Origin of the sequence: Pseudomonas haemolytica, from assembly GCF_009659625.1 — a bacterium.
GTDB lineage: Bacteria > Pseudomonadota > Gammaproteobacteria > Pseudomonadales > Pseudomonadaceae > Aquipseudomonas > Aquipseudomonas haemolytica.
Map to the genome: position 1 here is coordinate 204,049 of NZ_VOIW01000006.1, position 22,735 is coordinate 226,783.

Below are 22,735 nucleotides of genomic sequence, written 5' to 3' on the forward strand. Positions count from 1 at the left end.
GTCAAGCCGGCCAACCGCGACAAAACCATGACGTGGCGAGGAGGCTTGCTCCCTCGCCACAGCAGATTCCACTCAGGGCTTGAGTTCAAACAGCGCAGGCATCGGCGGCCACGCCGACGGGACTTTGCGGAAGTGGCTGAACCCGGCCGCTTCAGCCATCTGGCGGGCACGTTTCTCGCCCATGAACGCCCCCAGCCCTGCCCCGCCATGGGACAGCGAGCAGGTCATGCAATAGAGGGTGCTCTGCGGGTACATCACCCGGCCGAACAGGTTCATGTTTTCGTGCAGCTCTTCGGACAAGTTGAGCTCTACCATCAGGTAGGTGCCATCGGCGGCCGTGGCTGCGCGCAGGTCCTTGAGCATTTGCTGAGGGTCGGTGGCATCGTGGATCACCACGAAGGTGGTCACGAAATCGAATTGCTGCCCGCGCAGGGCATCCGAGTCGTTCACCTCGAATTGCACCCGGTCGCCCACTCCGGCCGCCTCGGCGTTGGCCCGCGCCAACTCGATGGAGGGCAAGTGGAAGTCGCAGCCGACAATCCGCGCCTCAGGGTAGGCCTTGGCCATGGTGATCGCTGCCAGCCCCGCACCGCAGCCGAAATCAAGCACGCTGCCGCCGGTCTTGAGTTTCTCTTCGACGCCGTCCAGGGAAGGAATCCAGTGCTGGACCAGGTAGTGTTTGTACCAAGGCATGGTCATGCGTTCCATGCCTTTCCAGGTCTCCAGCGGGAACGCCTCTTCGGCGCAGCCACCGCCATTGCGAAACGCTTCGATGACCTTGGGCGCCATGCTCACGAACGGCACGCTCAACTGGATAATGCCACCGGCGAAATAAGGCGAGTCTTCATCGGCGAGCACCGGCACGAATTCAGCGGGCATCTGGTAGCGGCGGGTTTGTGCGTCGTAGGTCACATAATTGCCCGTGGCCATGCTGCCCAGCCATTCGCGTAAATAGCGTGCGTTGTAGCCGGTCTTTTGCGCCAGCTCCTCGAGGGTCACCGCTTCGCCGTCGGCCAGGGCCTTGAACAAGCCAAGCTGGTCGCCGATGTAGAGCATGGCGCCGCGCAACGTGTTGCCGTAATCCTCCATGATGCGCGCGGAAAACTGTTGGACCTTGGCTTTATCAACTTCCATAACGTTTGACATCTGTCGCTCCTTGATGAAATTGCAAGTCAGTTCAGTGATCAATGATTAGCGGACCGTCAGTTTCGAAAGCACGTTGTCGACGAGGCGGTCGGACATTCCCAGGTGCGTCCTGGGCTCGAACAACCGCGCCAGCGCGCCCGCATTCATGACGGCAACCACCCGTGCATCGGCCTCGATCGCGGTACGGATCGACACGTGATTGCGCTGGCTCGCCTGGGACACTTCGAAGATGATTTCGTAGGCGCTGCTCTTGCCCAGCTTGCGCGCCATTTCGAACACCACCGCTTCGGTGCAGATCGCATCGCCGTAGGCGTGGGCAGTGCACTCCATCTTCTGCACGTTCACGGTGAGCCCATCGATGGTGTCGGTCAGGATCGACAGCGCCATCAGCGCATAGTGGGAAACATCCGCGACCGCACACCATTCCAGACGGGTACCGCGGTAATCGCGCTCGTGTTCGAGAATCATCGCGTCCAGTGCGAGCATGACCTGGGCCTTGGCCAGCCGCGCCAACACCACCACCTGCTCGCAGCCTTCCGGGTTGCGTTTGTGCGGCATGGTGCTGCTGCCGATCTGCTGGTCGCTCCAGCCCACTTCGACTTCAGCGATTTCCCAGCGATTGAGCGTGCGGATCTCATCGGCCACACGTGCCAACGAGGCCGTGACCATCGCCAGGGTGCTGACGAACTCCGCAACACGGTCACGGGACACATGCCACCCCGTCAGGGGCACTTGCAGCGACAGGCGTTGAGCGAAACGCTCGAGCATCGGCATCGCCTCCGGGCCGAACGCCGCCATGGTGCCGACCCCGCCGAACAGCTGCACCACCAGCACGCGCTGGCGCGCCTCGGCCAGGCGCTGGCGATGCCGCAACAGCTCGTCGATCCAGCCGGCGACCTTCAGCCCGAAGGTGGTCGGCAATGCCGGGATAGAGTGAGTTCTCGCGACCATGAGCGAGTCACGGTGCGCATCGGCCAGCGTCGACAGTTTGCCCAGCAAGACTTCCAGGGCCAGGTCCATAGCATCGAGCACGTCGCGCATTTCCAGGGACTGGGCGGTGTCCTGGATGTCCTGGGTGGTGGCGCCGTAGTGCACGTATTCGCGGGCACTCGGGCTGCAGTTCTTCTGCAGGGCGCTCAGCAACGGCATCAGCGAATGGCCGGTGGCAGCTACACCCTCGGCCAATTGGCGCACATTGATGCCCGACAGCAAGGCGGCTTTTTCGATTTCCAGGGCCGCTTCGTGCGGGATGATATTGACGTCGGCCTGGGCCATGGCCAGCGCGGCCTCCACATCCAGCCAGCGTTGCAGGCGGCAATGGCTGCAGAAGATCTTGCGGCTTTGTGGGCCGGCATAGCCTGAGCCGTGGGTTTTCGAGTCGAGGATGTGGCTGTGCTCATGGCGGCATTGCTCGCCGTCATGATTAAGGCCTGAGTGTTCCGAACGTGCGGTGCAAGAGGCACGGGCTGCCATTTCCAACGTTTGCGAATCCATCACATACCCTCCATCACATGCTGAGACCGACTGGGATTTCCTTGGGTTGATATCTGCGTTTCAAGAACATCGCTTGAAGACTGGGGTATTGCTTTATTCGCCACCAGGTCGACCATCTCCACCGCAAGCCCGGTGTAGGCTGTCGGGTCAAGCAGGTCGTCGAGGGCTTGTCGGGTGAAACAGCCGTGCAGGCGTTGATCGCTGAGCAGCGCGTCGCGAAAAGAACGCCCCTCGGCTTGGGCCATCAGGGCTATTTCGTGGACCAGTTGATGCGCCGTTTGCTTGCCGAACCGTGGTGCCAGCGCGAGCATGATGCGTTCCGACAGGATCAGCCCGCCGAGCAAGTCGAGGTTGCTGCGCATGCGCGTTTCGCGCACGTCCAGCCCGGCCAACAGCACGCCTTCCATACGGGCAAGCAAGGCTCCGGCATAGATAAACAGCTCCGGCAAGGCCGCCCATTCGATACGCCACGTGGTGCCGTCGCGCTCGTGCAACTGAAACGCAGCATCGGTCAGCGCAAGCATCTGCGCGCGAACCAGCCGCGACAGCGCGCTGATCAGATCCACCGTCGACGGGTTCTGCTTGTGGGGCATGGTGCTGCTCCCCACCTGCCCTGCCCGGCGGCCTTCGCGCACTTCATCGATCTCGGTGCGCTGCAGGTGGTAGATCTCATTGGCGACGCGGCCCAGGGTCGCCGAAGCCTGGACCAGCAGCCACGCCGCCTCCAGGATACGGTCGCGAGCGCTGTGCCAACTGCTCAATGGCGCCGCCAGGCCGAGGCCTTCCAGGGTCCGGCGCTGCACTTCCAGACCCTGTGGGCCAAGCGCTGCCAGGGTGCCCACCGCGCCGGTCAGGTTGCCTACCATCACCCGCGCATACGCCTCGTCAAAACGCTCAAGGTGTCGATCAATCTCATCGACCCACACCGCGACCTTGTAGCCGAACGTGGTGGGCAATGCTTGTTGCCCATGGGTCCGGGCGACCATCGGCGTGTGCTTATACCGCAGGGCGAGCGTGAGCAAATGCCCACGGATCCCGCGCAAGCGCTGCACCACCAGGCCCCAGGCATCGCGGACCTGCAGGATCAGCCCGGTGTCGAGGATGTCCTGGGTGGTTACGCCGTAATGCACGTATTCACCCCAACCATCGGCGCACAAGGCCTCCAATGCACGAATGGTCGGCACCAGAATGTGCCCGGTTTCCATGCTCTCGCGCCCCAAGGCGTCGAGGTCCAGCAACTCCACACTGGCGACGCGGGCGATTTCGCGCGCAGCCTCGTGGGGGATGATGCCCATCTGCGCCTGGGTAGCTGCCAGTGCTGTTTCTACATCGAGCCACTTCTGCACCTGATTGGTATCAGAGAAGATCGCGGCAAATTCCGGGGACGAGTAAGCGCCCCCGTGGATACGGGATTCAGAAATATGACTCGGCATGTCGGGTTACTCGCGTTGTCCTAAGGAGGGCTACTTCACGCGCTGCATTTCTTCCCAGACCGCGTCGTAATAAGCCCTCTCCAGCCGGAAGTGCTCAGCCAGCGACGTGAGGAACGCATTCTGGAACCCGAGGTCCGGGATACGCCGTGAAATCAGCGCCCATTCACGTTTGGCACGTGGCGGCACCAGGCTGATATGCACTTCGTAATACTCTGCGTCATCCTGGCTCAAGCCCGCATTGCGCAAGGCGTTGTACAGCTTGCCGTGATTACCGGGCACTACCAGCTCGGTGATGTAGAACACCGCCAGGCCCCAGCCGACATCCGGGTTGCGGAAGCAGCGTGCGCGGTTGTTCAAGTAGGCGATTTCCTCGGGCATCGTCGAAATGGCTTCGAAATCGGCAGTCAGGCCGACGGCGGCGAGCAGCTTGGCCAACAGTCGCGGATGGGAGCGTTGCTCGTCCTCTTCGCCCAGCTCGCCGTAGAGGTAACGGCCAAGGGCGGCCGCCTCGTCCACGTCGGTCAGGTTGACCAGCAAGTCGGCGGCATCACGGTACAGGCGGTAGGTGCGGAACCATTGGTGACGCAGGAACACCTGCAGTTGCTCGCGGGAGGCTTTGCCCTCGAACACATACTGCGACATCGGGTGATTTTCCCGCGACTGCGCGGCAATCTGTTCTTCCAGGCGTTGCTGGAAACCAGCCTCGGACAGCGGCGATGCCAAATCAGCAGACGGCATGAAACGCTCTTGCACGCTATAGATGGCATTGGCCAGCCAGCGTCGGGTCGAGGCGGTCGCGACGTCATCGCTCAGCGACAGGATGTACAGCAATTGCTGGCACTGCGCCGCGTTCGCGGCGTCGCCTTGCAGGCCCGACTCGCATAAGGCGCGCAGCATATTGGCGGCAATTTCGATGCGATTGAATGTTGCATCGGGCTTCAGCGCTTCGGCCAACAGGCGCGCTTCGGCGGTGTGGATATTCTGCAGTTGCGGCTGCGAGAAATTACGTGGGCTCATCATGTGCTCCATTATTTTTGTTCTGGGTTCGCAGGGTGGTTCAAGCGGACAAGCGCTGTGCCTGCATCTGCTGCCACAGGCTGTCGAAGTAGGCCTTGTTGATTTCGAAGTGACGCTTGAGTGCGCGCATGAACGTGCGTTGGAAGCCGTCATCGCCGGCGAACTTGGCAATCAGCGCCCACATTTCCTCGGTATCGATTTCATCCTGAGTGCCGTGCAGGCGATGGAATTCACTCGGCTGCTCTGGAACGTCCAGGCGCTGCAACAGCTCGTAGATGCGCCGATGGTTGACGCAACTGACAGACTCGACGGCGTAGAGCAACGCAAGCCCCCAGGCGACATCGGTATGACGCACACAGCGAATGCGATTATTCAGGTAGGCCTTTTCCAGGGGATGCAGCGCGGGGAAGTCGATGGCCAGCGGAATATCGAAATACTCCATAAGATGGGCCAGCATCGCCGGGTGTGAACGCTCCGGTGCCTCTGCGCCCGCTTCACCGTAAAGGTTGCGGTAGAACACCGAGGCATCCTCGATGGCCTCGAAGCGAAAGGCCAGTTCGGCCAGCAGGCTGTAGAAGTTGTAGGAGCGGGTCCAGTGGTGTTCCAGGAAGAAGCGCACGTCTTGCACAGGCGGCGTACCTTGGAACAGGTGCACCGACATGGGGTGGTTGACCCGGCTGCGAGCGGCGATTTCAGCGTCGACCAACTGGCGGAACTCATCCACCGGCAGCGCGGTGAAACCCGGCAGGTCGGCGGCAAACTCATCTTCGACGCGGTAAACCTCACTGGCCATCCAACGGCGGGTCGGCTCAGTGCGCGGATCGCCCGGGATGTGCAGTTGCAGCAGGGCTGCCTGGTAGTGCGCGTAGGCGTCGGTATCTCCCGACAGGCCTTGCCGGGTCAGCGCTAGCAGTGCTTCCAGTGCGCGGGTGACCTGGGCGTAGTGGGCGCCGGGTTCCAGGGCATTCACCATCAGCGCCGAGGCTGTGGTGAACAGATTGGAATCCGAACGTTGTAGCAGGGTAGCAGTATCCATTGATAACCCCTTGATTCTTGTTTTTTTTGATTTGGCGTACTCGGAGAAAAGGCTAAAGGTTCCTGTAGTGGCAAGGTCAATACCTGTAGGAAATTTCTTTTTTGCGGATTGGAGAAAGGTTGTGGGGCGGCCATTTTTGGGAGGGGTTGATTGAGTACATATCCGTTATTTAGGTAACGGCGGCTATGGGCGATCCATGGCCCAGTGCGGCTAACCCGGCGTCCTGCCGGGTTACCCAAGGATTCAAGCCTGCGTTCGGCCAGCGTGGTTTAACGGGGCGCCTAAGATCAAGATCAAGAGCGACTCGCTTCGCATCGTAGATACGCTGGCGGCGATTCTGCTTTTCTGTGCGAACGGGGCAGTTAAGCGAACGAAATGCTCAACGCAGCGAAGATAAAATGTGGGAGCGGCGGTGCGACGATTCGACTTGCTCGCGAAGGCGTCGGCCCAGCAAACAGTGAGGTTGGCTGACCCACCGCTTTCGCGAGCAAGCCCGCTCCCACAGGGGGTACGCGCACGCAGCATCGATCAGGTCGGCTATAAGGCCGCTGTAAGAGCGGAACCAATAGCAGCCGTTACCTAAATAATGGATATACACACGAACCCCAAGTGCAGCGCTCGTGCCTAACGCAGCGCCGCAGCCCCACTGCAAGCCTGCCCCGCCTGCTCACAAATCTCCCACCCACCCCCCAGTGCCTTATAGATCCCCACCACGGCCAAACGCTGCCCCGTACGCGCCGCCGTCAACGCACGGCGACTGGCAAAGTCCGCGCGTTCGGCCTCAAGTACATCCAGATACACGCCCTCGCCTTCGGCAAAACGCGTGCGCGCAAACCTGGCCGCCTCACGATTGGCCGCCGCCTCCAGCAGCCGCAGGCCCAAGGTGCTGCCTGCGGCACTGTTGGCCTGGAACGCATCGTCGGTTTCCTGCAAGGCACGCAATACGGTCTGGTCATAGGCGATCAAGGCCGCCTGGGTACGCGACTCGCTGGCGGCGATCCGCGCACGCACGCGTGCGGTGTCCAGCAGCGACCAGCGAATCACCGGTGCGATAAAGTTCGACTGCATGCCCGCATCACCCAGGGAGCCAAGACTACCGGCCAGTAACCCGATGGAGCCCTGCACCTGGATATCCGGATACAAACCGGCGGTTTCCACACCTATTTGTGCGGTCTCAGCCGCCAGCGTGCGTTCAGCTGCAGCAATATCGGCGCGCCGGGCCAACAAGCCGGCCGGATCGCCCACTTGCAGGGTTCGCAGGTTCAAGGGCTCACGACCGGGCCTGGCCAGCGGCGGCTTGAACCCTTGCGGCGCCTGCCCCAGCAGCACCGCCAAGGCGTTGGTGGAGGTTGCGCGACGCCGCTCAAGGTCGGGCGCTACCGCCTCGACATTGCGCAGCAATGCCTCGGCGCGCAGCCGGTCGAACTCGGTGGCGGCGCCGACGCTGACCAGATGCCCCACCAGGCCCAGGCTGTCGCGCTGGCTCTGGCTGATGTCAGCAACCACCGCTTGTTCGGCTTCGATTCCTTGCAGTTCAAACCAGGTGGCGGCGACAGTGGCCGCGACGCTCGCCTGCACACTGCGCAGCAGCGCCTGGCGCGACCCGGCCTGGGCCTGCGCCACCTCAACCGAGCGACGCACGCGGCCAAACAGGTCGATTTCCCAGGCCGCATCCAGGGCCGCGCGGGTGGACTCAACGGAGCGCTGCTCGCCGTATGGCGTCTCGACTTCACTGCGCCGTCGGTGCTCATAACCGAGGGCGGCACCGCCGCTGGGCAAGAACCCCTGCCGGCTTTCGCGCAGCATCGCCTTGGCTTCATCCAGGCGTGCGGCGGCGATACCGATGTCGTGGTTGGCCGCCAGCGCTTGCTGGATCAATTGGCTGAGTGCCGGCTCGTCGAACACCTGCCACCACTGCGCCTCGACATCGCCGGTACCGAGACCGGCGACGGGCGCACCGAAACTTGCCGGCCGCTGCGCAGCGGGCAGTACAGGCTCGGAATAATCAGGCCCCACCGAGGCGCAACCGGCCACCAGCAGCAAGGGCAACAGAAACGCTGGATAAGACAGTCTCATGATGCGCGCTCCTCCAACTGCAACTTCGGACTCGAACCCTGACGCTGCACGCGCAGCGCCAGGCTGCGCATCACCACGTAGAACACCGGTGTGAGGAACAGGCCGAACAGCGTCACCCCGAGCATGCCGGCAAACACCGCAACGCCCATGGCGTGACGCATTTCGGCGCCGGCGCCGCTGGCAAATACCAGCGGTACCACACCGGCGATGAACGCCAGGGACGTCATCAGGATCGGCCGCAAACGCAGTTGGCAGGCGTGGATAACCGCTTCAAGCGGGCTGGCGCCTTCGGCTTCAAGACTGCGGGCAAACTCGACGATCAGAATGGCGTTTTTCGCCGCCAGCCCGACCAGTACCACCAGCCCGATCTGCACGAACACGTTGTTGTCGCCATCCACTAGCCACACGCCGATGATCGCGCTGAGCAAGCACATGGGCACGATCAGCAAGACGGCCAAAGGCAGCAGCCAGCTGTTGTACTGCGCGGCGAGGATCAGGTACGCCAGCAACACACACAGCGGGAAAATAAACAGTGCCGATGACCCCGCGAGCTTCTGCTGGTAGGTCAAGTCCGTCCACTCATAGGTCACGCCTTCGGGCAACACCTCTTGCGCCAGGCGCTCCATGAGTGCAACGGCCTGACCCGAACTGACCCCGGGCATCGCCCCACCGGAGATATCCGCCGAAGGGTAGCCGTTGTAATGAATCACGCGGTCGGGGCCGGAACCCGGGGTGACGGTAACAAACGCCGACAACGGCAGCATGTCCCCGGCCGCATTGCGCACTTGCAGGCGGCCGATGGCTTCGGCCTGCATGCGGTGGTCCGCATCGGCCTGGGCGGTAACCTTGTAGGTGCGACCGAACCGGTTGAAGTCGTTGACATACAACGAACCGAGGTACACCTGCAGTGACTCGAACACATCCGCCAGGCGCACGCCCTGGCTCTTGACCTGGGTGCGGTCGATATCGACATTCAGCTGCGGCGCGTTGACGTCCAGGCTGGTCATCAAGCCGGCGATCTGGCCTGACTCGGTGGCTTTGGTCATCAGCAGCTGGGTCTGCTGCACCAATGCGTCAAGCCCCACCCCGCCACGGTCCTCGACCTGCAGCTTGAAGCCCCCGGTGACGCCAAGGCCGGGCACTGGCGGCGGAGGGAACACGCCGAGGAAACCGTCAGGAATGCTCGCGAACCTGGCTTGCAGGCGCCCGGCGATGGCGACTGCGGCCATGTCGGGCGAGGTACGTTCCTTGAACGGATCGAGCATGACGAACATCACCGCAGCATTCGGCACATTAACGAAGCCGTTGACCGAAAGCCCAGGGAACGCCACCACGCTTTCGACCCCCGGTTCATCCAGGGCGATTTTCGACATCTGCCGCACCACCGCATCGGTACGATCCAGTGAGGCCGAATTGGGCAATTGGGCGATGCCGACCAGGTAGTACTTGTCTTGCATCGGCACGAAGCCCGCCGGAACGGCGCTGAAGCCGAACCAGGTCAACGCCAGCAACCCGCCATAAGCCACCAATGCCAAACCGCGACGACCGACGACCTTGCGCACCGTGTTGCCATACGCCTGGGGCGCACGCTGAAACGGCCGACCCAGTACCTCCACCAGGTGCGCGGCACGCCCGCGAAGGCTGCGCGGGTCGTGGACCACGGCTGCACCGCGTGGCCGCAGCAACAAGCCGGCCAGCGCCGGGCTGAGGGTCAACGAGTTGACCGCCGAGAGGATCGTGGAAATCGCGATGGTCAGCGCAAATTGCCGATAGAACTCACCTTGCAGGCCACTGAGAAAGGCCGTGGGAATAAACACCGCAGCCAGCACCGAGGTGATCGCAATAATGGGCCCTGTGACCTCGCCCATCGCACGCCGCGCAGCTTGCGTGGGCTCCTCGCCGTTCTCGATATGCCGCTCGACGTTCTCGACCACCACGATGGCATCGTCAACCACGATACCGATCGATAGCACCAGGCCGAACAACGACAAGGTATTGAGGGAAAAGCCCATCAGGTGCATGACCGCGAAGGTGCCGATAATCGACACTGGCACGGCCATCAACGGGATCAGCGACGCACGCCAGTTACGCAGGAACACCACCACCACGATGACCACCAGCAGGATCGCTTCCATCAAGGTGATGGCGACGGATTCCAGCGAAGCGCGTACAAACACGGTCGGGTCATAGGCAATCCGCGATACCAGCCCTTCGGGGAAATTGGTCTGCAGACGCTGCATGGTATCGCGCACCGCCTGCGCCACATCGAGCGCATTGGCCCCCGGGCTCTGGATGATTTGCAAGGCCACGGCCGGTTCACCGTCCAACAGGCTGCGCAGCGCGTAGGCATCGGCGCCCATTTCGATACGCGCCACATCGCGCAGGCGCGTCACCTGGCCGTTATCGCCGGTGCGAATGATGATGTCGCCGAACTGCTCCTCGTCTGTCAGGCGCCCAAGGGTGTTGACCGTGACTTGGAAGGCCGCACTGGAATCAGGCGCCTGCCCGACGGAGCCGGCCGCCACTTGCACGTTCTGCTCGCGCACTGCGCTAATCACATCGCCGGCAGTCAAGCCACGGGCGGCGATCAAGTCCGGGTCCAGCCACAGCCGCATGCTGTATTCGCCCGCGCCCCACACCAGCACATCGTTGATCCCCGGGAGGCGCGACAGCTCGTCGCGCACCTGCAGGTAGGCATAGTTGGAAATGTACAGCGGGTCATAACGTTTGTCGGGAGACAGCAGGTGGACCACCATGAGGATGTCCGGCGAGGTCTTTTGCGTGACCACGCCGAGGCGCTGCACCTCTTCGGGCAAGCGCGGCAAGGCTCGCGAAACGCGGTTCTGCACCTGGATCTGGGCCATGTCGGCATTGGTACCCTGAGCGAAGGTTGCAGTCAGGATCATGCGGCCATCGGTGGCCGCTTGCGACGTCATGTACAGCATGCCCTCGACGCCGGTAATCACCTGTTCCAATGGTGCTGCCACCGTCTCGGCAATCACCTGCGGGTTGGCCCCCGGATAAGAAGCGGTGACTTGCACAGTGGGCGGCGTGACTGCGGGGTATTCGCTCAGCGGCAGATGGAAGAAGGCCACGATGCCGCCAATCATCATCAACACCGACAAGACGATGGCGAAGATCGGCCGATCAATGAAAAAGCGTGGGAAGCTCATTGCACGCCCCCCACGGTCAACGGTGCCTCAAGCACCTTGCCCTCGATGCTGGCGGCCAGCGGCGTCACCTGCATGCCGGGGCGCACCAGGCCCTTGACGATAATACGCTCGCCCGGTTGCAAGCCTTGTTCGATCACGCGCAGGCCGTCGGCCATCGGGCCCAGTTCGACCGGGCGGTACTCGGTCTTGTCGCCTTCGCCGACTACCAGCACATAGCGGCGGCCCTGGTCAGTGCCGATGGAATGGTCGGCGATCAACACACGAGGTTGCGCCGCGCCGGTGTCCAGCTTGACCTTGGCGAACAGCCCGGGCGTCAAGCGCCCGTCCGGGTTGTCGACCACCGCACGCACGCGCACGGTGCCGGTCTTGCGGTCGGCCGCGTTGGCCAGAAAGTCCACCCGCCCAGCCCGTGCATAGGTCGCATCGTTGAGCATCGCCACCATGACCTTGGCAGCTTTTTCGCCCTTCGACCCAGCGTGTGCCCGCGTCGCGGCAAGCGAGTGCAGGTAGGTGCGCTCGTCGACATCGAAATACACATGCAACGGGTCGATGGAGACGATAGTCGTCAACGCCGTCACCCCTTGAGTCACGTAGTTGCCTTCGGTAACGAGCGCGCGGTCGATGCGGCCGCTGATGGGCGCGGTGACGCGGGTGTAGCTCAGGTCCAATTGGGCAGCATCCAGTGCGGCCTTGGCGGCCTCCACCTGTGCCCTGCCGGCGTTCAACGAGGCAATGGCGGTATCGAGACGATCACGCGCCACCACCTTCTTGGCGAACAGTTGCTCGGCTCGACCATGTTCGGCCTGGGCGAGCAGCGCGTTGGCCTCGGCCTCACGCAAGCGCGCCTTGGCAGCATTCAACGCCGCCTGGAACCCGCGCGGATCGATCACAAACAACGGGCTACCCTTGGCGACGAATTGGCCTTCGGGCACGCTGACATTTTGCAGATAGCCGCTGACACGCGGGCGCAACTCTACCTGATCAATGGCGGTCAGCGATCCGGTGTACTCGACAAACGGGGTCACCGCTCGCGCAACCACCTCGGCCACTGGCACACCCGGCGGCTTGGCGGCCGCGGCCGACGGCGCGCTGTCTGTGCATCCGCCCAGCGTCAACACCACGGCCATCGCCCCGGTGATCAGGCTTATTGGTTTGGCGTACATCGTTCACCCTCCTTGGAATTTTCAAGAAAAACCGACACTGAGGGTTTTTATCGGGCTTGCCATATTGGGAAGGTCAAGCGCTGTAAAGCCGATAGGTGTGTTTTTGGCTGAAGGGTGTTTGGAGGGGGGGCGGCCTGGCAGCTGGCCAGGATATTGGATCAGACTATGTATATATCCGTTATCCAGGTAACGGCCACTTAGGGTTCCGCCCTGATACCGGGGAGTGGTTACCTCATTGGAACCGAGCCCATCAGGTCCACGCCACCACCAACAACCCCACCCCCAGCACCAGGCACAACGGCGAGTAAACGTACGTATCCAGCCGTGCAAACCTCGAGCCGCCGACCTTCTTGAAAAAACCCACCAGTTCCGAATCCCCAATCGCCCGGGCGAACATCAGCACCGCAATCGCACTGATGCCCCACTGCAACGCCCCATGGGAAACCGGCGAGAAATACAGCCCGGCGCGCAGGCAAACGAGCAAGGCAATCGCCACCAGGCCCATGGCCACCAGAAAGGTGCCCAGCGCCGACGGCTTGAATGCCGGTCGCGGCCCGCTGGCAAATTCACCCGGCAGTTGCGGAATGGCAGCCAGGCTGCCGAACTTGCCGCCGGCGGCCCAATACAAATGCACCATGCTGATAAGGGTAAAAACCCCGACGACCCATCGTGCTATGACAAAGCTCATGGCGGGCGCTCCCCAAAAAAATGTGGGAGTGAGGATAGTCGCCCTGAGATTTTTTGCAGGCATTTCGTCGGCGGCTGATGGTAAAGTGCCGCCCCATGAAACTCGCCCGTACCGATCGCTCGCTCATTGCCTGGATGCTCTACTGCTGCGTCCTGTTCAATGTGTTCGCCTGCAGCATTGGTCACGGGCAAATGGTGGGAATGCAGCTCAACGGCATCAGCGGCCAGTTCTGTACCGTAGACCCACGCACCCAGGCGCCCCTGCAAAGCAACTCTACGGATGAGAGCCTGCCAACGCTGTCAAAGGCGTTCGGTTGCCCGTTATGCTCTACAGGCGGCATGGGGCCCGCGCTCAACACACACCTGAATGTGGCGGTGTTGCCACAACCCCATGCACCGCCGGCCGCGGTGGTGCTCGCTGCTGACATTCCTGCCCGCTTCACCTGGCCCACGGCTAACCCGCGTGCGCCACCAGCCTTCGCCTGATCCCTGCGCTTTCTGATCTGCATTGCCCCCGGTTTCCGTGAGGAAGAACCGGCGGCCGTGCGTTGTTTTCAAGCCAAGTTTTCAGGATTCAACCATGAAACATTTACCCCTGTTGGCGGGCCTGTTCGGCTGCCTGCCTGTTTGCGCCTCTGCCATTGAGCTAGCGCCGACCACCATTGAAGGCGAGCAAGGCGTCGAGCCCGGGCTAGCCCTGGACCAATCCAGCGGCATGGCGTCGCGCCTGGGCCTGAGCGTGCGGGAAACCCCGGCGTCGGTCTCTATCGCTAATCGCAACGACATCGAGCGCCATGGCGCCAAGACCTTTCGCGACGCAGCCAATACCCTGCCTGGCGTTAACGCCAGCGCGCCGCCCGGGTTTGGTGGTTTTGTCTCGTATCGAGGGTTTACCAGCAGCCAGATTACCCAGATGTTCAACGGTATCAATGTCGCCACGGGCCTGGCGCGGCCAGTGGATGCGTGGATCTATGATCGCGTCGAACTGGTGGGTGGCCCCTCCTCCCTGATCAACGGCGCAGGCTCCGTGGGTGGCTCATTGAACTACGTGACCAAACTGGCCAGCCGTGAAGAACAGACCGTCGAAGGCCAGTTGAACTATGGCAGCTATGACACCGCCGGCATGGCCTTCGGCCTCAATCATGCACTGACCGAGCCTGGCACCGAGGTGCAGCATTACGCGCGCCTGGATGTGAGCCGCAACACCAACCACAGCTACATCGACCGCGACCAGCGGGATGCCTGGAGCCTGGCGTTTTCCCTGCTCAGCGACTTGACCCCCAACCTGTCCCACACCCTGGCCCTGGAATATCAGGACGAACATGAAGACAGCCCTTACTGGGGCACGCCGGTGCTCAATCCCAAGGCCGGCGAACTGAAGATCGACAAGCACAACCGCTTCAACAACTACAACGTCGCCGACGGCCGTTACGAACAGCGCACGATCTGGGCACGCTCGATCATTGACTACCGGGTAAACGACAGCACCACGCTGAAAAACACCCTCTACCACCTCGACAGCCAGCGCGATTATCGCAACCTGGAGACCTACCAGTACAACGCCGATAACAGCGCGGTGAACCGTTCAACCGCCTATCAGGTGCGGCATCAAGGCGAACAGAACGGCAACCAGTTCGAACTGCGCCATGACACCCGTATCTTCGGCCTCTCCACTACGTGGTCCGGCGGCTTTGAGTACAAGGTCAACAGCACCACCAACAGCCCCCTGAACGTAACGGGCAAAAGTACCGTGAACCCGAACAACTACGACCCGGGGCACTTCTATGACATCCCCGGCACCCGGCCGGGTTTCGTCAAGGACAAGACCAACCAGGTGACCACCAAGGCACTGTTCGTGGAAAACCGCCTGGGGTTGACGGATAAACTCTCGCTGCTGACTGGCCTGCGTTATGACGCCATCGACATGGACGTGACCAACCACCGCGCGATCACCGCCACAAGCCCACGGCACTTCAAGCGCAGCTGGGAACCGGTGACGGGGCGTGTGGGCATGACCTATCAGTTCATCCCCTCGGCCAATGTCTACCTGCAATACAGCACCGCCGTGGAACAGCCTAATACCACCACCCAGGTGTTTGATGTGTCCACCGGCAAGCAGTGGGAGATCGGCAGCAAGTTCGACTACTTGGAAGGGCGTGGTTCCGCCACGGTCGCTGCCTACAAGATCGAACGCAAAGACTTCGCCGTCACCGACCCACTGGACCCGACCAACAGCATCCCGGTGGGTGCACAGTCATCCAAGGGCATCGAGTTGGCCAGTTCACTGCGCATCACGCCTAGATTGCTGGCCGAAGGCAACTTTGCCTGGGTGGCTGCTGAGTACGATGAGTTCAATGAGAAAATCGCCAGCGGCGCCGTAGTCTCGCGCAAGGGCAATACGCCGACCAACGTGCCCAAGCGCGTGGGCAACCTGTGGTTGACCTACGACTTTTCCGAGGATTGGCAAGGTGGCGTGGATGCACGCTATGTCGCCCAGGTGTATGCGGACAATGCCAACACCCAAACGGTACCGGCCTACACGCTGTTCGGCACGTTCCTGCGCTACAAGCTGGACGCGCATACTTCAGTGACCGGCCGCGTGCGCAACTTGACCAATGAGGTGTATGCCGAGTTTGCGCATGTATCGCCAGCTTACTATCTGGGGTCACCGCGGACCTTCGAGGTAGCGGTACAAACGCGATTCTAAATCTGGAATGCAAAAAAAACTGTGGGAGGGGGCTTGCTCCCTCCCACATTTTGTTCTGCATTCAGGCTATTTAAGGGCTGACTCAACTTTTTGCGCAACATCATCGGTCAGCCACGCCTTCCACACCTCAGGATGCTCCTTGAGGAACGCCTGGGCCACGTCACGCGGTGCCGTGTGGTTCTCGCTCATCTTCGCCAAGGCTTTGTTCAGCGGCTCGATAGGAAACTCAACCTTCTCGAAGAACTGCGCAATCTGCGGATGTTCCTGCTGGAACGGCGTCGATACGCCAATGCTCAACTTGGATGCCAACGACCGTGTAGGCTTGGGGTCTGGGTTATCCGCATCGGTCAGGGTTTTCCACGCATCCGCATCAAACGGCGGCTCTTCCAACTGGATCAATTTGTATCGCCCCATCAACGGGGTGGGTGACCAGTAGTAGAACAGCACCGGCTTGCCGCGACGGATCGACGAAGCAATCTCCGCATCCAGCGCCGCGCCCGAACCGCTGCGGAAATTCACGTAGCTGTCTTCCAGGCCATAGGCCTTGAGCTTCTGTTTGTTGACCACTTCGGAGGTCCAGCCGATCGGGCTGTTGAGAAAGCGACCCTTGCCCGGGGATTCCGGGTCCTTGAACACGTCTTTGTAGCGCGCCAGGTCCTTTACGCTTTTCAGGTCAGGAGCCAGGGGCTTGAGGTTTTTCGACGGGTCACCCTTGACCACGTATTCCGGCACCCACCAACCCTCAGTTGCGCCCTTGACCGTATCCCCCAGGCCGACCACTTTGCCTTCGGCTTCAGCCTTGACCCACACCGGGCTGCGGCCAGCCCACTCTTCGCCGATCACCTGGATGTCGTTCTTGGCCAGGGCGGTTTCCAGAGTGATGGTGGTGCCGGGCAAGGTGTCGGTGGGCAAGTCGTAGCCCTTCTCGACGATAAAGCGCAGGACTTCGGTGATCAGGCTGCCGCTTTCCCAGTTCAGGTCGGCAAAATGCACCGGTGCCTGTGCGGCCGAAACCGGCAATGACAGGCTCAAGGCCGTCAAGGACGCAGCCAACAGTGATTTCAATCCCTTCATGCTTTGCACCTCGCGTCTCAGCCATGGTGAACGGCTTTGCCGCCAATGCGCGAAGCCTCTGAATAGTTAAGTCAACTCAACTGTAGTAGAGGTTCCGCAAGAGACTGGTACACGAAGCGTTTACCGGTTACTCGCTGGCCTTGAAGGTGACCAGTTCACCCTTGCGCCATTTGGCAGCCTTGCCGGTCACGGCCTTGAGGGTCTTGGTCAGTCCTTCCTGCAACTGCTCATTGGCGGCAAATACCAGCATGACGCTGTGGCCCTCCTTGAACACGATGCCCTGGCCTTCGGCCGAGGAAACAAAGGCGTAATCGCCCAGCCCATACACGGTCAACTTGATATCGCGAAACTTCAGTTCGAACTTGCCACCTTCACGGCTAGGCAAGACAGCCGCACGGAAATGGTCACCCACCTTGAGTTCAAGGCGTGGCTTGTCATCCACGACCATCGCCGTTTCGGTGTCGATCTCGGCGATGTAAATGCCTTCCGGTGTCTGCTCAGTGACGTAGACAAACCGAGACTGAAATTGCTTGACCAACTTTGCGCGCAAATCACCCAGCACGAACAACGCGTGCATGTCCAGATTACTGACTGCCAAGGAAACGCCCCCACATCAAAAAAGCGCTGGCCGCCGAAGCGGGCAACCCAAAAACGGCCGTTACGGCACGATCACACATTTGTTAAAAACTGAAGATAACCCACAAGGCTAGTACAGACAGCCGCAGTGGACCTTAGACAAGGTCATCCGGTAGCACAGCAAATCACAGGTTTAGCGAATCGAGAATACGAGTCGACCAACTTCAGAGAATAACCCAATTAAAAATGCAGTTTTCCGACACGCAAATAAAAAAACACTCGGGCATGGAACCAGTCGCGAACTGCCGACGACAATACTAAAACAGCAACCCGGGTTAAACCACCCGAAACGCCACTGACAGACCAACTAGATCGACAGGAGCTGAGCATGCAGAGACATCAACACGACGCAGCCTCTTTCCACACACGTTCATCATGGTCAGAGGAACGCCAATACTACTGCTTGCTTAACCCTAATGGGTATGCGAATTCGGTTATTTATCAAGTTGTACCGGCTGGAAAGAATTTTTTCCACATTCTTGAAGTGCCCAGCGGCCGGATCAAGGGATTCCGCAGCGATCACAACAAGGCCTGTGAACTGGCCAAGACCCTGGAGGCCAAATTGCAAGCCCTGTGCGACACACTCGTTTCGTCAGCTAGGTGATTTTGCTGCGCCGCCGCCTCTCAACAACTGCCATACTGGCCCGTCCATTGAAGTTTGCCCCCTGCGGGTCAGGTTTCATCAGTGCAGTTACCTTGAAGGGAAGGCTATACGTGACGGAATTTGATATTGGCGAATTTTTTATCCACGGCGATGCCAGGGAAGTAGACGGAGAGTTTCAAGCAGTTATCGTAATGCGTGCCAAGCCACCCTTGACCACCGTCACTACGCATCAGGTAGAGAAGGACCGCTGGTTCAAAACCGTGGACGCCGCTGCCAGTGCCGCGAAGGACGCTGCCAAGGCGCTCAAGGCAGCCGTGGATTCAGGGGCGCTTACCTCCTGACAATCTGATAGAACTCTGCCGCGCCCCAAGCCTCCCATGCATACACACCTGAACTGCATGGAGTACGACATGGACACCACCACCCCCACGCTCGAAACCTTGTTCGATCAACTGGGCCTGGACTCGAGCCAGGAAGCCATCGAGCGCTTTACCGCCGAGCATCGCCTGCCGGATGATGTCAAACTCATCGACGCACCGTTCTGGAGCGAACAACAGGCGAGTTTCCTCAAGGAACAATTGCATGTAGATGCCGAATGGGCGCCTGCGGTGGATGACCTCAACGCACTGTTGCACGAATCGCCCAAGGAATAATTCAGTGCAGGCTGTCTGACTGTTCCATGCGCAACAGCGCTTGCCAGGCAGTCCTGCACTCCTCTGCCTCATCGCGGCTGGCGAAAGCGGTGCCGCGCTGCTCACCGTTGAGCAACACCACCCAGCAGGCTCTCTGGCCCAACGCACGCAAGGTTTCAGGTACGCCACTGCCGATCATCACGGCCACATCGACTTTGTTTTGCATGGAGCTTCTCCGTAGCATTAGTTAGCTTGCTAACAATGTTGGGCATGCTACGGTTTTATTCCAGTTGGAAAAAGCTATCCTTGGAATAGCTTCATTGCATAAACAGCAACAATCCACGCTGGCCGTCGAAGGCGGGTAGCCGCTGCGCGCTGTTTCAGACGGGGCGGCCAGGCCAGTGGCACGCCCCCCGTTGACTGTATCAGGCTTGGCGCTGGTGCTTGTCGATCTGCTCGTGGCGCTCTTGCGCTTCGATGCAGTACTTGGTGGTCGGGCTGATCAACAGGCGCTTGAGGCCGATAGGCTCGCCGCTGTCATCACACCAGCCAAAGGAATCTTCCTTGATGCGTTCCAAGGCACGCTCAAGCTGCGGCAGCATGCGCTGGTCGCGGTCGATGGCATTCACCAGCCAGGTGCGCTCTTCTTCGACGGAAGCAGCGTCAGCCGGGTCAGCCGGGGTATCCAGGCTTTCAATGGCGATGCGGTTCTGTTCAATGCGCTCGTGGTGTTCCACCTTCATGTCTTGCAGCAGCTGCTCGAAAAAAGCGTGCTGTTCGGCATTCATGTAGTCATCCGCCGGCATGGCCAGCAACTTTTCCTTTGTCATTGATTTCTCTATAAAAAATACGTGCATTAAGGCGAATAAGGGAGCGTTCCGGCCGACCTCTGCAGGTCTCGCAAGGGCGCCGTCCATTTCAAGCGCCACCCGGCACTCAATTTACGAGGGGCGGCAGTCTAAGGCCGACTTGAGGGCGCAGCAACTGAAAAGACAGGCATTTTTTCCCAATTAACCCCCAAAGGCACCAGGACGGGCTTGGTGAACGGTCATCGGAGTGCGTTTATAGCAAGAAATTCAGTGTTGTGGAGCTATATAGAAGACAAACGGTTGAAAGTGGCTGATCCCGGAATAAATGTGGGAGGGGGCTTGCTCCCTCCCACATTTGGGCGGTGTTGTCCTTGAAATAGGCTCAACGCTTGAGCTTGCGCTTGTTGCGGTACTGGTCAATCACCACCGCCACCACGATGATCAGGCCCTTGATGATGTCCTGGATATACGCATCCACCCCGACGAAGGTAAACCCGCTGGCCATCACACCGAGGATCAGTGCGCCGATCACGGTGCCGGTAATGCGCCCTACCCCGCCCGCCAGGCTGGTGCCGCCGATGACAGCAGCGGCAATCGCGTCCAGCTCATAGGACATGCCCATACCCGCCTGGCCGGTAGCGGCGCGTGCCGACGCCACCACGCCGGCCAGACCTGCCAGCAGACCGGCGATGCTGTAGACGATGATCAAGTGGCGCTTGACGTTGATCCCCGAGGTACGCGCCGCCTGCATATTGCCGCCAATGGCGTAGGTGTACTTGCCGTACTTGGTGTAGCGCAGGGCGATGTGGAAGATCACCGCCACCACCAGGAAGATAATCACCGGCATCGCACCATGGCCGATAGCCGTGTAGGAGTCCGAGAGCATGCTCACCGGCTGGCCTTCGGTGTAATAGCGCGCCAGGCCACGAGCCGAGACCATCATGCCCAGGGTTGCGATAAACGGCGGGATACCCGTGACCGCGATGATGCTGCCATTGATTGCACCTGCCAGCAGTCCCACGCCCAAGCCCATCGCCACCGGGATCCACACCGGCAAGTCGGTCAGCGACGGAAACACCGCCCGGGAAAAATCGGAGGTCTGCGCCAGGCTGGCAGCGATCATCGCCGACAAGGCCAATACGGAGCCTGAAGACAAGTCGATCCCCGTGGTGATGATCACCTGCGTCACACCGATGGCCAGCAGGCCGATGATCGACACCTGCAAAATCATCAGCACCAGGCGCTGGGAGTTCATCAAAAAGCTCTGGTCGCGCACGATCCAGCCGAACAGTTCAAACACCAGGCCGATACCGATCAGCACCAGGAAGATGCTCAGCTCGGTAGGCATGCGTCGACGGTTCTTGACCGGTGCCGTCGCCGGCTTGTTGTCTGTTATTGCGTTCATAACCCATCACCTTCTTATTCTGTAGATCAGTGGACCGCGGTCATACCGGAAGCCAACTGCATGACTTTTTCCTGGGTGGCCTCAGCGCGATCCAGGGTGCCCATCAGCTCACCTTCGTGCATCACCATCACCCGGTCGCTCATGCCGAGCACTTCGGGCAGCTCAGAGGAAATCATGATCACCGCCATGCCTTCGCTGGCGAGGAAGGAGATCAAGCGATAGATCTCAGCCTTGGCACCCACGTCGATACCGCGGGTTGGCTCATCGAGGATCAGCAGGCGTGGTTTGGTCATCAGCCAGCGTGCCAGCAAGGCCTTTTGCTGGTTGCCGCCGGACAAGGTGTCGATGCATTGCTCCAGGGACGGGGTTTTCACCCGCAGCTTCTTGCACATGTCTTCACACAGGACGCGCAGGGCTTTTTGCTGGATAAAGCCGTTGCCCGAATAGTGCGGCAGCACCGCCATCTCCATGTTCTCCAGCACCGACAGGCACGGGAACAGGCCACTGAGCTTGCGGTCCTCGGTCAACAGCGCAAAGCCTTTCTCGATGGCCATGTGCGGGTCGCTGATGCGCACCGCCTTGCCGTCGAGGGTGATTTGCCCGCGGGTGCTTGGGGTGATGCCAAAAATGGTCTCTGCCACGTTGGTGCGCCCCGAGCCCATCAAGCCGGCGATGCCGAGGATCTCCCCGGCGTGCAGGTCGAACGACACGTCCTTGAACACACCGTCCAGGCTCAAGTCGCGCACCGACAGCAGCAGGTCACCAATAGGCGTCTCACGCACCGGGAACAACTGGCTCAACTCACGCCCCACCATCATCGCGATCAGGCTGTCGCTGTTCATGCTGTCAGCACGTTGCAGGCCGATGTACTGCCCGTCACGGAACACCGCCACTTCATCGGCGATGGCAAACACTTCGTTCATTTTGTGCGTGATGTAGACGATGCCTTTGCCCTGGGACTTGAGGTCGGCAATGATCGAAAACAGGTGGGCGACTTCCTTGTCGGTAATGGCCGAGGTCGGTTCATCCATGATCAGGATGTCGGAGTCGTAGGACACGGCCTTGGCAATCTCGACCATCTGCCGTTCGGCGATGCTCAGGTTGCCGACCTGTTCTTCCGGGTCGAGGTTGATGCGCAGGCGCGCCAGCAACTCGGCTGTGCAGCGGTGCATTTCGCGGTGGTTGACCAAGTGCAGGCTGTTGAGCTGCTCGCGGCCGATCCAGATATTCTCGGCGATGCTCATATGAGGCATCAGGTTGAGCTCCTGGTGGATCATCGCGATCCCCGCCTTCTGCGCCGCCAGCGGTGTATCGAAGGTGATGGGCTTGCCACGCAGGCGGATTTCGCCGGCGTCCGGCTGGTAGATGCCGGCGATGATCTTCATCAGCGTCGACTTGCCCGCACCGTTCTCGCCCATCAACGCCAGTACCGTGCCAGGGCGCACCCGCAGTTGCACATCGTCCAGGGCCACGACGCCGGGAAAGCCTTTGCTGATGTTGAGGATTTCCAGCAGGTAGGGTTCGTCCAGCGCCAGCGGCTGGATGCCCGGGAGCTGCGAGGCAGCGGCTTGAGCAAGCATAGGGAGGTACTCCATCTGCAGGGCGACCGTAACCGCCCTGCCGGCTTATTGTTGTTATGTCAG

At 60.7% G+C, this 22,735-nt stretch carries 20 protein-coding genes; 5 read left to right on the forward strand and 15 right to left on the reverse strand.

Annotation, left to right across the window (positions count from 1 at the left end):
• Positions 1 to 72 precede the first annotated feature (72 nt).
• The 9 genes from FRT59_RS20165 to FRT59_RS20205 all read right to left on the reverse strand — a co-directional run bounded on the left by FRT59_RS20165 (position 73) and on the right by FRT59_RS20205 (position 13,226).
• Complete coding sequence (locus FRT59_RS20165) at positions 73 to 1,146, reverse strand: class I SAM-dependent methyltransferase (protein ID WP_153872163.1); 1,074 nt, start codon at positions 1,144 to 1,146, stop codon at positions 73 to 75.
• A 45-nt stretch (positions 1,147 to 1,191) separates the two neighbouring features.
• Positions 1,192 to 2,640 carry a class-II fumarase/aspartase family protein gene (locus FRT59_RS20170; RefSeq protein WP_153872164.1) on the reverse strand — a complete coding sequence of 483 codons (1,449 nt, stop codon included), beginning with the start codon at positions 2,638 to 2,640 and terminating at the stop codon, positions 1,192 to 1,194.
• Positions 2,640 to 4,073: an adenylosuccinate lyase gene (gene purB / locus FRT59_RS20175; RefSeq protein ID WP_153872165.1), complete on the reverse strand. Its 1,434-nt coding sequence runs from the start codon at positions 4,071 to 4,073 to the stop codon at positions 2,640 to 2,642. The genes FRT59_RS20170 and purB overlap by 1 nt, the downstream gene beginning before the upstream one ends.
• Positions 4,074 to 4,103: 30 nt before the next feature.
• Positions 4,104 to 5,090 carry an HOASN domain-containing protein gene (locus FRT59_RS20180; RefSeq protein WP_153872166.1) on the reverse strand — a complete coding sequence of 329 codons (987 nt, stop codon included), beginning with the start codon at positions 5,088 to 5,090 and terminating at the stop codon, positions 4,104 to 4,106.
• Between the two features lie 40 nt (positions 5,091 to 5,130).
• A complete protein-coding gene (locus FRT59_RS20185) occupies positions 5,131 to 6,126 on the reverse strand; it encodes an HOASN domain-containing protein (protein ID WP_153838311.1) in 996 nt (331 codons plus the stop codon).
• 624 nt (positions 6,127 to 6,750) lie between these two features.
• Positions 6,751 to 8,202, reverse strand: coding sequence for an efflux transporter outer membrane subunit (locus FRT59_RS20190; protein ID WP_153872167.1), 1,452 nt, complete (start codon positions 8,200 to 8,202; stop codon positions 6,751 to 6,753).
• Positions 8,199 to 11,375: an efflux RND transporter permease subunit gene (locus tag FRT59_RS20195; RefSeq protein ID WP_153872168.1), complete on the reverse strand. Its 3,177-nt coding sequence runs from the start codon at positions 11,373 to 11,375 to the stop codon at positions 8,199 to 8,201. Before FRT59_RS20195 ends, FRT59_RS20190 begins: the two co-directional genes overlap by 4 nt.
• The gene (locus FRT59_RS20200; protein WP_153872169.1) at positions 11,372 to 12,538 is read right to left on the reverse strand and encodes an efflux RND transporter periplasmic adaptor subunit; all 1,167 of its coding nucleotides are present in this window, start codon (positions 12,536 to 12,538) and stop codon (positions 11,372 to 11,374) included. Before FRT59_RS20200 ends, FRT59_RS20195 begins: the two co-directional genes overlap by 4 nt.
• A 250-nt stretch (positions 12,539 to 12,788) precedes the next feature.
• The gene (locus FRT59_RS20205) at positions 12,789 to 13,226 is read right to left on the reverse strand and encodes a DUF3995 domain-containing protein (protein ID WP_153872170.1); all 438 of its coding nucleotides are present in this window, start codon (positions 13,224 to 13,226) and stop codon (positions 12,789 to 12,791) included.
• A gap of 95 nt (positions 13,227 to 13,321) precedes the next feature.
• On the opposite strand from FRT59_RS20205, the gene FRT59_RS20210 reads away from it, so the two are divergent.
• Together FRT59_RS20210 and FRT59_RS20215 are read left to right on the forward strand one after the other, a co-directional pair.
• Positions 13,322 to 13,711, forward strand: a complete 390-nt coding sequence (locus tag FRT59_RS20210) for a DUF2946 domain-containing protein (protein WP_153872171.1) — start codon at positions 13,322 to 13,324, stop codon at positions 13,709 to 13,711.
• A gap of 94 nt (positions 13,712 to 13,805) precedes the next feature.
• Positions 13,806 to 15,932, forward strand: a complete 2,127-nt coding sequence (locus FRT59_RS20215) for a TonB-dependent receptor (protein WP_153872172.1) — start codon at positions 13,806 to 13,808, stop codon at positions 15,930 to 15,932.
• A 66-nt stretch (positions 15,933 to 15,998) separates the two neighbouring features.
• Here FRT59_RS20215 and FRT59_RS20220 read toward each other — a convergent pair whose 3' ends face one another.
• Together FRT59_RS20220 and FRT59_RS20225 are read right to left on the reverse strand one after the other, a co-directional pair.
• On the reverse strand, positions 15,999 to 17,006 hold the full coding sequence (locus FRT59_RS20220) for an ABC transporter substrate-binding protein (RefSeq protein WP_034120020.1): 1,008 nt from the start codon (positions 17,004 to 17,006) through the stop codon (positions 15,999 to 16,001).
• A 127-nt stretch (positions 17,007 to 17,133) separates the two neighbouring features.
• Positions 17,134 to 17,583: a hypothetical protein gene (locus FRT59_RS20225; RefSeq protein ID WP_034120021.1), complete on the reverse strand. Its 450-nt coding sequence runs from the start codon at positions 17,581 to 17,583 to the stop codon at positions 17,134 to 17,136.
• 387 nt (positions 17,584 to 17,970) lie between these two features.
• On the opposite strand from FRT59_RS20225, the gene FRT59_RS20230 reads away from it, so the two are divergent.
• The 3 genes from FRT59_RS20230 to FRT59_RS20240 all read left to right on the forward strand — a co-directional run bounded on the left by FRT59_RS20230 (position 17,971) and on the right by FRT59_RS20240 (position 18,899).
• On the forward strand, positions 17,971 to 18,246 hold the full coding sequence (locus FRT59_RS20230) for a hypothetical protein (protein ID WP_034120022.1): 276 nt from the start codon (positions 17,971 to 17,973) through the stop codon (positions 18,244 to 18,246).
• Between the two features lie 110 nt (positions 18,247 to 18,356).
• Positions 18,357 to 18,587 (forward strand): hypothetical protein, encoded by a 231-nt coding sequence (locus tag FRT59_RS20235; RefSeq protein WP_034120023.1) that lies wholly within the window; start codon positions 18,357 to 18,359, stop codon positions 18,585 to 18,587.
• Between the two features lie 69 nt (positions 18,588 to 18,656).
• On the forward strand, positions 18,657 to 18,899 hold the full coding sequence (locus FRT59_RS20240) for a DUF2789 domain-containing protein (protein WP_034120024.1): 243 nt from the start codon (positions 18,657 to 18,659) through the stop codon (positions 18,897 to 18,899).
• Position 18,900: 1 nt separating this feature from the next.
• Here FRT59_RS20240 and FRT59_RS20245 read toward each other — a convergent pair whose 3' ends face one another.
• The 4 genes from FRT59_RS20245 to FRT59_RS20260 form a co-directional block, all read right to left on the reverse strand.
• On the reverse strand, positions 18,901 to 19,104 hold the full coding sequence (locus FRT59_RS20245) for a hypothetical protein (protein ID WP_034120025.1): 204 nt from the start codon (positions 19,102 to 19,104) through the stop codon (positions 18,901 to 18,903).
• 199 nt (positions 19,105 to 19,303) lie between these two features.
• A complete protein-coding gene (locus FRT59_RS20250; protein WP_010564800.1) occupies positions 19,304 to 19,708 on the reverse strand; it encodes a TraR/DksA family transcriptional regulator in 405 nt (134 codons plus the stop codon).
• Positions 19,709 to 20,069: 361 nt separating this feature from the next.
• The gene (locus FRT59_RS20255) at positions 20,070 to 21,092 is read right to left on the reverse strand and encodes an ABC transporter permease (RefSeq protein ID WP_003191668.1); all 1,023 of its coding nucleotides are present in this window, start codon (positions 21,090 to 21,092) and stop codon (positions 20,070 to 20,072) included.
• Positions 21,093 to 21,118: 26 nt separating this feature from the next.
• On the reverse strand, positions 21,119 to 22,672 hold the full coding sequence (locus FRT59_RS20260; RefSeq protein ID WP_153872173.1) for a sugar ABC transporter ATP-binding protein: 1,554 nt from the start codon (positions 22,670 to 22,672) through the stop codon (positions 21,119 to 21,121).
• Positions 22,673 to 22,735 lie beyond the last annotated feature (63 nt).